Here is an 8229-nt window from a genome sequence, read left to right on the forward strand (position 1 = left end):
CCTAATCATATTTATTGTAACATATTTTTAGCAAAAAATGCATTAATTATCACTTTTTTGTCCATTATGTACATTTAAAAAGTAAGCGTTTTCTGAAACAGGCGAAATCCCTTGTATACTTATGCAGAGAACCTAAAAAAACCGGGTGGAAAACCCGGTTTTTTTGAAGATCCTACAAAAGATCATCTCGTTTGACCTGCTCAAAACTTTCTTTACCGTCATTGAGCTTGTCCCAGATGACGACTTTTCCTTCTTTGAGGGATTTTTGAACATCAATGATCCGCTGGTTAGAAGAGCCACGGAACTGCAACATGAGGTTGCGTTTGCTCTTATCATAGCGGCCATCGACCAGAATATCAATCAGCGAGAGAAGCTCTAGTTTGTCTGGTGTCTCCAGCATCATTTCTTCCCAGGTGTAGCCGGTCCAAGACCAAATATCTTTGTCGGGCAACTCTTTTCTCACGCGCTTGACCAAGGGCAGAAGGATGCCAGTGTTAAGAAAAGGTTCCCCCCCAAGCAGGGTCAAGCCCTGGACATAAGGTTGGGCCAGATCTGCCATGATCTGTTCTTCTAACTCTTTGGTGTAGGGAATACCTGCATTGAAAGACCAGGTCGCTACATTGTAACAGCCCTCACAGTGAAACATGCAACCCGCCACATAAAGGGAGTTGCGGACTCCTTCGCCATCGACAAAGTTAAAAGCCTTGTAGTCGATGATGCGCCCTTGACTCAGCTCCTCACTTTTCCATTCTTGAGGTTTGGGATTGTTCATGACACCTCCCCATCTAACTCTATCCAGTAGCGCTGACTTCTGTCGATTGTATTTTCGTAAACACCGCCAGCAGAGAGAATGGTGCGACGACTGGCTTCGTTGTCTTCATCACAGGTAATCAGCACTCGTTCTAGTCCTTGTTTTCGAGCCTCTGCTAGTCCTAGCTCTAGCTGCAACTTAGCCAAGCCCTTTCTGCGTTGACTGGGCCGGATGGAATAGCCAATGTGACCACCCTCTACAAATAATTTGTCATTCAAGGACAAGCGCAGGGCTAAAAAGCCCAGAGGGTAGCCAGTCTCATCAAAGGATAAAAATTGAATGGCAGGAACCCAGCCTTCTGGCAGATTCTCAGTATCCTCCTGCTGCTCTACAATTCGCAACCAATCCGCAAAATCCTTTGCTCGCTTCCAAGTGGAGCCCATGCCACCGTGCATATAGGATTTTGCAGCATCGAACTCAGCAATCATCTCTAAAATCGCGTCTTTATCTTCTAAAGTTGGTCGTTGTAACTTCATAAACTTTCCTCAATCTAAATCAATCCAATAGCGCTCTTTCCCGCCTCGAACATCCTCTAAAGCTCCGCCATTAGTCAGAATCACTGCTCGACTGGCAGCATTATCACAATCGCAAGTCACTAGGACTCGCTTTATATTTTTACTTCTAGCTACTTGTAAGCCTTGTAGTCAATAATCCGTCCTTGACTCAGTTCCTCACTCTTCCATTCGCCTGGTTTTGGTGTATTCCATGTCATCTTTCTAGTCCACCTCTATCCAATACCGTTCCGTTCCATTTCGAACATCCTCATAAACACCACCGTTAGCTATGATGACCGCTCGACTGGCAGGATTTTCTGTGCTACAAGTTACCAGAGCTCGTTTGATATTCTTTTCCTTAGCAACTTGTAAACCTTGACGGAGGGCTTCCTTGGCGTAGCCCTTGCCCCTTTCAGACGGTCGGATGGAATAGCCAATATGCCCAGCATGATTCAGCAACCCCTCATTCAGTCTCAGCCGTAGATTCAAAAAACCTAGAGCACGACCTACATCATCAAATGATACAAATTGAATAGAAGGAACACGATTTTCAGGCAAATTTATTCCCATTTCTTTATTATGGCTAGTTTCTAGCCACTCCTCATAATCAAAGTTCTCAGCATCCCAAAAGCCACCGTCATGAGCCGATTGGGTCTCTTCAAACTCTGCCATCATGCTTAGAATGGCCTCTTTATCCGCTAGAGTTGGTCTACGTAATTTCATCTTTACCTCCCCATAAGAGAAAAGTGAGAGCGGACTCTCACTTTTATTTTTTCTTAGCCTTTTTTAAAAATTGTTCTCTCAGGCTTGCTACTCGGTCTTTTTTATTGACTCCACCTGTTGAATGCTTCTCGTGGAATCGTTGCACCTGAGCCTTGCCCTTATCATCTAATTGGTATTTTCCCATAATGTCCTTTTCTAATCTGTCACTTGGTGTCCAGCTGATTTGATAGTGGATCCATTCATGTGTTTGACACGCGCAGCGATTTCCTTATGACGGCCATTGACCATCGGACGAGCTTGCGGGTTTCCTAGATAACCACAGGTCCGTTTGACCACATCGACCGTTTTCGGATCGCTATTACCACAGTTTGGACAAGCAAATCCGCGCTCAGTCGGTGTGAAATCTCCTTCAAAATCACACTTGTAACAACGGTCAATCGGCGTATTGGTTCCTAGATAACCGACCCGGTCATAGGCATAATCCCAAACCGCTTCCAGGGCTTTTGGATTTTGTTGGAGCACAGGGTATTCACAATAGTGGATAAAGCCACCAGAAGCCCCTGCTTCAGGATAAACTTTTTCAAAATCCAACTTCTCAAATGGCGTTGGGTTCTTACGAACATCGTAGTGGAAACTATTGGTGTAGTATTCCTTGTCTGTGATATCTGGGACCTTCCCAAATTTCTCCGTATCCAGGCGACAGAAGCGGTCTGTCAAACTTTCTGACGGTGTCGAATAAATAGAGAAGTGGTAATCATACTGGTCAGACCATTCTTCCACGCGCGCTTTCATATCCTTGATGATATCGATCGTGAATTGTTTGGCTTCTGGATTGTGTTCCCAATTTGGACCATAAAAGACGGTTGCAACTTCATAGAGACCGATATAACCAAGAGAAACGGTTGCTCTGCGATGACGGAAGAGCTGATCTACCTGGTCATATTTGCCCAAGCGTTTCCCGAAAGCGCCATATTGGTAAAGAATCGGTGCATTAGCTGGTGTCGCTTCTTTGGTGCGTTCCACCCGGTAAACCAAGGCATCTTCAGCGATGTTCATCCGTTCATTAAAGATTTGCCAGAATTTCTCCTTGTCTCCGCCAGATTCCAAGGCAATTCGAGGTAAATTGACCGTCACGACTCCAAGATTCATCCGGCCAGAATTGACTTCCACACCATTCTCGTCCTTCCAACCCTGAAGGAAAGAGCGACATCCCATGGGCACCTTGAAGGATCCTGTCAATTCTACAATCTTGTCATAAGAGAGGACATCTGGATACATGCGTTTCGTAGCACATTCCAAGGCCAATTGCTTAATATCATAGTTAGGCGTTCCAGCCTCTAGGTTGAGTCCCCGCTTGAGGGTAAAGATCAATTTTGGAAAAATGGCTGTCCGATGTTCCGATCCAAGTCCCTTGATTCTGATTTCCAAAATCGCCTTTTGGATTTCCCGCTCGAAGCGATTGGTTCCAAGACCAAAACCAAGCGAAGTGAAAGGAGTTTGTCCGTTTGAAGTAAAGAGGGTATTGATCTCATATTCCAGTGATTGCATGGCATCATAGATGTCTTTTTGAGTCTTGCTCCAAGCATAGTCCTCTTGCTTTTCAGGAAGTACCCACTCTTTGGCATCCGCTAAGTGTTTTTGGTAGTTCTTTTCTGCATAAGGAGCCAAGACCTCGTCGATCCGGTCTGCTGAGCAACCCCCATACTGACTAGAGGCTACATTGGCAATAATCTGCGAGATTTGAGCCGTCGCAGTTTGGATGGACTTAGGACTTTCTACTTCTGCATTCCCAATCTTAAAGCCATTTTTCAGCATGCCTTCAAAATCGATCAAACAGCAGTTGGTCATCGGTGTATAAGGACTATAGTCCAAATCATGGTAGTGAATATCCCCTTTTTGGTGGGCATTGGCTACGTGTTTGGGCAACATTTTAAGACCAATAGACTTACCAACGATCCCTGCCGTCAAATCCCGTTGCGTATTAAAGACATCGCTATCCTTATTGGCATTTTCATTGACAACCGCTTGGTCCTTGTTAAGGAGCTTACCGATGGTAAAGTTGATATCCGTCGCTTTTGAGCGCTCAAAATCCCGCTGCGTTCGATAAGTAATGTAGCTCTCAGCAATCGCATATTCATTGGCTTGAAGCAATTCATGTTCGACCACATTTTGGATCTCATAGATCTTCACACCATTTGGAAAACGTTCCAAGATCTCTGCGATCACACGATCGACAATAGCTTCTAGTTTGGCTTCCATCACGGGAGTGAGAGAAGTCACTTCTTCTGTCGCCTTCAACAAGGCTTTATAAATTTTTTCAACATCGAATTGAACACGGCGGCCATCTCGTTTTTCAACAAAAATATCCGGGGCCATTCTCAGTTTTTCTTCTCTCAAGGTGATCATACCAAACATGCCTCTCTTCATTTATTTACATACAAGTTGTATTATACCACTCCAAAAATAAAAATCAATATCTTGTGGTGAAAATTCTAAAAAACTTTCTAAAACACAAGATATTGATTTTCTTAAGAGCGTTGATAGAGTTTGAAATGACGGTATTTCTTCTCAACTAGACGATAATTTTCTTTGAGCAAGTCCTTCATATTGGAGGTCAACTCCACCTGATTGTTGACCACAATATACTTAGGTTCAGACCGATCGATTTGTTGGATCACATTGGTCCGGTTTTCATTAATCCCCAGATAAGACGTCGGGGTCAATAAGGCAGAAGCGGCCAAACGATCGCTTTCTTGATAGAGAGTAGCTGTCGTATCCCAAGTATAGATGGTATCTTTGGCCTTGCTATGGTTATGAATGTAGCTAGCAATAGCGCTCCGTTCACTGGATTGACCAGACTGAAGCACGACATCTTGAACCACTGGATTCGCCAACAGATAGACAAGGGCTACTAGCGGTAAGAAAACTTGGCTCGTAAAGTAAGCGGCCCAAACTTCCTTGTTTTTCTTCTTCCGACCACGACGTTCGATCCCATCGTTTTCTTCCCCATCTCGTGAGAACCAGATCGCAAACAAAGGAAGAACAAATGGCAACATCGGTAACAATTGGTAAGCGCCTTGTTCAGGAAGACCAATCGACACAATGAGGACCACCAAGCTACCTGCCCATCCCATAAAGCGGAAGATCCGGCGAGCACTGCTATTTTGCTTCGTAAAAGACATCAAAAAGGCAGAGACTAGGCCAAAGGCCAGCGCCAACAGTCCATAATAAATGGCATTACTGAAGGTCTGTCCATTGCTAAAATTCAAGGCATTAAAGACATAGGTTACTTGGTTAATGGCATAGCCAAAAGTCTGATTCAAAACGGTGATATAGCCAATTGGATAAAAGACGAGTGAAAAACCAAGGAGAGCTGCTAGCAGTTGATAAAAGCCACGCGCCCATCTCTTCTGCTTGATGTTAAAGGCTGTTAATCCAAGGAAGGCCAACAAATAAAACAAGGCACTGGTCATCGGATCAATCAAGAAAGCCACAGCTGCAATCGCACCATAAAGGATAAAGCCTTCATCCTTACGATGCCCAATCAAATAAGCCAAAATGAAATTCATGCTGGCAAATAGGATTGGAAGACTAAAGAGAGTCACATAAGTTCCTCCAAAACCAAGGCCTAGCACCAAGAAATAAAAGAGTAACTGGACATTCTTCGCTGTATCTTTATCAGACACCAGCAAGCGCACAACCCGATAGAGATAGGTACCCGCAAAGAAGAGGGCAATCGCTTGGAGGATCATCAAGATCCAATGTCCACCAGCTAAACTTCCCAACCAGTTGATTGCATAATAGAGCAGACCATTGGTTCCGTAAAAATCACCAAACGGTACTTGCCCCTTGGTCATTGCCCAGCCAGCATACAAGTTTTGCGATTGTTGATTGGTTGCAAAACGGGTTAAAAATGGCACCCCGACATGCAGTAAACTAATCAAGAGACTCAACACAAAAGGAATCGCTAGGGGCACTGGACGCTTGGAGTGACGACGGATCGGCTCAACTGCCACATCTGCTTCTAGCTCTTCCGTATTCTCTTCTACCTTAGATGCTTCCGCTTTTGCCGCTTCAACTCCCGCCTTACGCGAACGACGACTCATCCGACTGAGCGTTTGCTCCGCTTCCTGTTCAGATTCTTGTGTAGGTTCTGCTACTGCTTCTGGCTTGGCATCACGAATTTCCTCTGATGCCTCCATTGCAACCGGCTCCTCCAAGACTTCTGGCTGTTGGCTATGAGTCGGCTCTTCTTCACGAAAGACTGATTTATCTAGCACTTCGCGAATTTCACGTGTATCCTGAAAACTATCTCCCACGTGAAGCCCTAACTTTTTCGAAGTCATTTCTTGCTCTTTTTCGCTCATTCTTTTTCCTTTTCTTCGCTATTCCTCTGCTCTTTCCTTTTAGAAAAAAGCCCATTATTTTCTCTAGTATACCAAATTCTGCCGACCCTGTCAGCCTCTTGCCACATAGTCCTATGGAAAAAGAGTCAGATCTCTCAGCTTCTGACTCTTTCTTCTGTATTCCCACACCTATTACAACATCGGTGCGAACAATTGCATAATTTCCTTGATTAAGCTTTGGTGCCATGTAAAGCGGAAGGTATCTTCCGTGATTTCTTGGGATACTTCAAAGATGTGGTCAAAATCCGCCCGAATCTCTTTCAGAGCAGGCGTCCGATACATCCAGACAGCATTTTCATAGTGATGGACTAAACTGCGGTAATCAAAGTTAATCGACCCTACAACCGCCATTTCATCATCGGCAAGAACTTGCTTGCTATGGACAAAACCAGGCGTGTACTCATAGATTTTCACACCTGCATCCATCAGATCCAAGTAAGCCCCACGAGTTACGATTTGGATTAATTTTTTATCTGGAATATGCGGGGTCACGATCCGAACATCTACCCCTCGAAGGGCTGCATTGCGGATATCCTCTGTCAAATCATAGTCAATGATCAAGTAAGGAGTTGTGATGTAGACATAATCCGTTGCTTGATTGATCATATTTTGATAAACCGTCTTTCCAACCTGCGACTTGTAAATCGGCTTTGGTCCACTCCCATAAGGAATGTAAAGCCCTTCTCCCTCGACTGCCTCGTTTTCAATATGGTAGCGGTCAAAATCCTCGATTTCCCCACGGTTGATGTACCAGTTCATGAGGAAGAGTCGCGTCAAGGCTTTAACAGCTCGTCCATCTAAACGGATGGCACTGTCCTTCCAATGGCCAAACCGCTCAATGTGGTTGATGTACTCGTCTGCCAAATTGACACCACCCGTATAGCCGATCTGCCCATCAATGACCAGAATCTTGCGGTGGTCTCGGTTGTTATATGCCACTGTTAGACGGGGGATCACCTTGTTAAACTTATGGGCATCAATTCCCATCTTTCGCAATCGTTTGGTATAGTTCCCGGCCAAGGTCGCCATACAGCCGATATCGTCATAAAGGAGTTTGACTTCAACCCCCTCTTTCACTTTCTGCTCTAGAATCTCTAGGATGCTATTCCACATCAAGCCCTCGTCAATGATGTAAAACTCGATAAAGATAAATTTTTTCGCGACTTTTAGATCCTCAAGTAGTTGCTCATACATGTCCTCTCCTAGAGGGTAAAAGGTCGATGCCGTACCATTGTAGAGATCCGCATTGTGGTCCATGGATAAAATCGACTTGACCAAGCCATAAACCGCCTTGCTTTCTTGCTTGAGCTCCTTACGCAACTGATGACTATTGTCCTCTCGAAACTTCATGGATTCCATATTTTCCAACTGGATCATTTCCTTCTTGGACAAACGTCGCTCTCCAAACATGAGATACAAGAGTGATCCAAAGACAGGAATGACGGCAATCAAGAGCCAGGTCACCTTATTCTCAGGAGGGGTATTGCGGTTGACAATAGCTAGAATCGTCGTCACATATAAGAGCCCAATAACCGCAACTGATAGCCAATGAGGGAACCATTTATTGAGCCAAAAGAAGGCCGCAAAGGATGCCCATAGTTCAAAGCCCATAAACAAAATACTAAATCCATATTTGGACATTAATAGACGTAATTTTCGAAAGGTCACAGCATCCTCCTTTTTTCTTTCTACTAGTATACCAATTCTTTTTACCCGTTGCAACGACCAACCAAACCCCTTCTAGACAAACAAAAAGAGAGTGGGACAGAAATCGGTAATTCGTTAGAATTCGATT

The 8229-nt window shown here is 44.4% G+C and carries 7 protein-coding genes and 2 pseudogenes; all 9 read right to left on the bottom strand.

Going from position 1 to position 8229, the window contains the following annotated elements; translation table 11 throughout:
* Positions 1-172: 172 nt before the first annotated feature.
* The 9 genes and pseudogenes from nrdG to cls all read right to left on the bottom strand — a co-directional run bounded on the left by nrdG (position 173) and on the right by cls (position 8102).
* Positions 173-772, bottom strand: a complete 600-nt coding sequence (gene nrdG, locus ADG03_RS00715) for an anaerobic ribonucleoside-triphosphate reductase activating protein (protein WP_049472730.1) — start codon at positions 770-772, stop codon at positions 173-175.
* Entirely contained in the window at positions 769-1287 is a 519-nt protein-coding gene (locus ADG03_RS00720; protein WP_049472731.1) for a GNAT family N-acetyltransferase, read from the bottom strand. The genes nrdG and ADG03_RS00720 overlap by 4 nt, the downstream gene beginning before the upstream one ends.
* 9 nt (positions 1288-1296) lie before the next feature.
* Positions 1297-1452, bottom strand: a pseudogene (locus ADG03_RS11115) (GNAT family N-acetyltransferase); the annotation flags it as partial.
* A pseudogene (locus ADG03_RS11395) lies at positions 1443-1523 on the bottom strand (anaerobic ribonucleoside-triphosphate reductase activating protein); the annotation flags it as partial. The pseudogenes ADG03_RS11115 and ADG03_RS11395, both read right to left, overlap by 10 nt.
* 4 nt (positions 1524-1527) lie before the next feature.
* Positions 1528-2028 carry a GNAT family N-acetyltransferase gene (locus ADG03_RS00725; RefSeq protein ID WP_009731857.1) on the bottom strand — a complete coding sequence of 167 codons (501 nt, stop codon included), beginning with the start codon at positions 2026-2028 and terminating at the stop codon, positions 1528-1530.
* A gap of 43 nt (positions 2029-2071) precedes the next feature.
* Positions 2072-2212, bottom strand: a complete 141-nt coding sequence (locus ADG03_RS11725) for a hypothetical protein (protein WP_009731858.1) — start codon at positions 2210-2212, stop codon at positions 2072-2074.
* A gap of 11 nt (positions 2213-2223) precedes the next feature.
* A complete protein-coding gene (nrdD, locus tag ADG03_RS00730; RefSeq protein ID WP_049472734.1) occupies positions 2224-4434 on the bottom strand; it encodes an anaerobic ribonucleoside-triphosphate reductase in 2211 nt (736 codons plus the stop codon).
* Between the two features lie 122 nt (positions 4435-4556).
* Positions 4557-6395, bottom strand: a complete 1839-nt coding sequence (locus ADG03_RS00735; protein WP_049472732.1) for an MFS transporter — start codon at positions 6393-6395, stop codon at positions 4557-4559.
* A 171-nt stretch (positions 6396-6566) separates the two neighbouring features.
* Positions 6567-8102 carry a cardiolipin synthase gene (gene cls / locus ADG03_RS00740; RefSeq protein WP_049472733.1) on the bottom strand — a complete coding sequence of 512 codons (1536 nt, stop codon included), beginning with the start codon at positions 8100-8102 and terminating at the stop codon, positions 6567-6569.
* Positions 8103-8229 lie beyond the last annotated feature (127 nt).

This window comes from Streptococcus parasanguinis (assembly GCF_001069785.1).
Classification (GTDB): domain Bacteria; phylum Bacillota; class Bacilli; order Lactobacillales; family Streptococcaceae; genus Streptococcus; species Streptococcus parasanguinis_T.

Excerpts from the sequence above, each read along its gene's own strand:
- ADG03_RS00720 (WP_049472731.1), bottom strand. The coding sequence starts at position 1,287 with ATGAAGTTACAACGACCAACTTTAGAAGATAAAGACGCGATTTTAGAG.
- ADG03_RS11725 (WP_009731858.1), bottom strand. The coding sequence starts at position 2,212 with ATGGGAAAATACCAATTAGATGATAAGGGCAAGGCTCAGGTGCAACGA.
- ADG03_RS00735 (WP_049472732.1), bottom strand. The coding sequence starts at position 6,395 with ATGAGCGAAAAAGAGCAAGAAATGACTTCGAAAAAGTTAGGGCTTCAC.
- nrdD (WP_049472734.1), bottom strand. The coding sequence starts at position 4,434 with ATGATCACCTTGAGAGAAGAAAAACTGAGAATGGCCCCGGATATTTTT.
- ADG03_RS00725 (WP_009731857.1), bottom strand. The coding sequence starts at position 2,028 with ATGAAATTACGTAGACCAACTCTAGCGGATAAAGAGGCCATTCTAAGC.
- nrdG (WP_049472730.1), bottom strand. The coding sequence starts at position 772 with ATGAACAATCCCAAACCTCAAGAATGGAAAAGTGAGGAGCTGAGTCAA.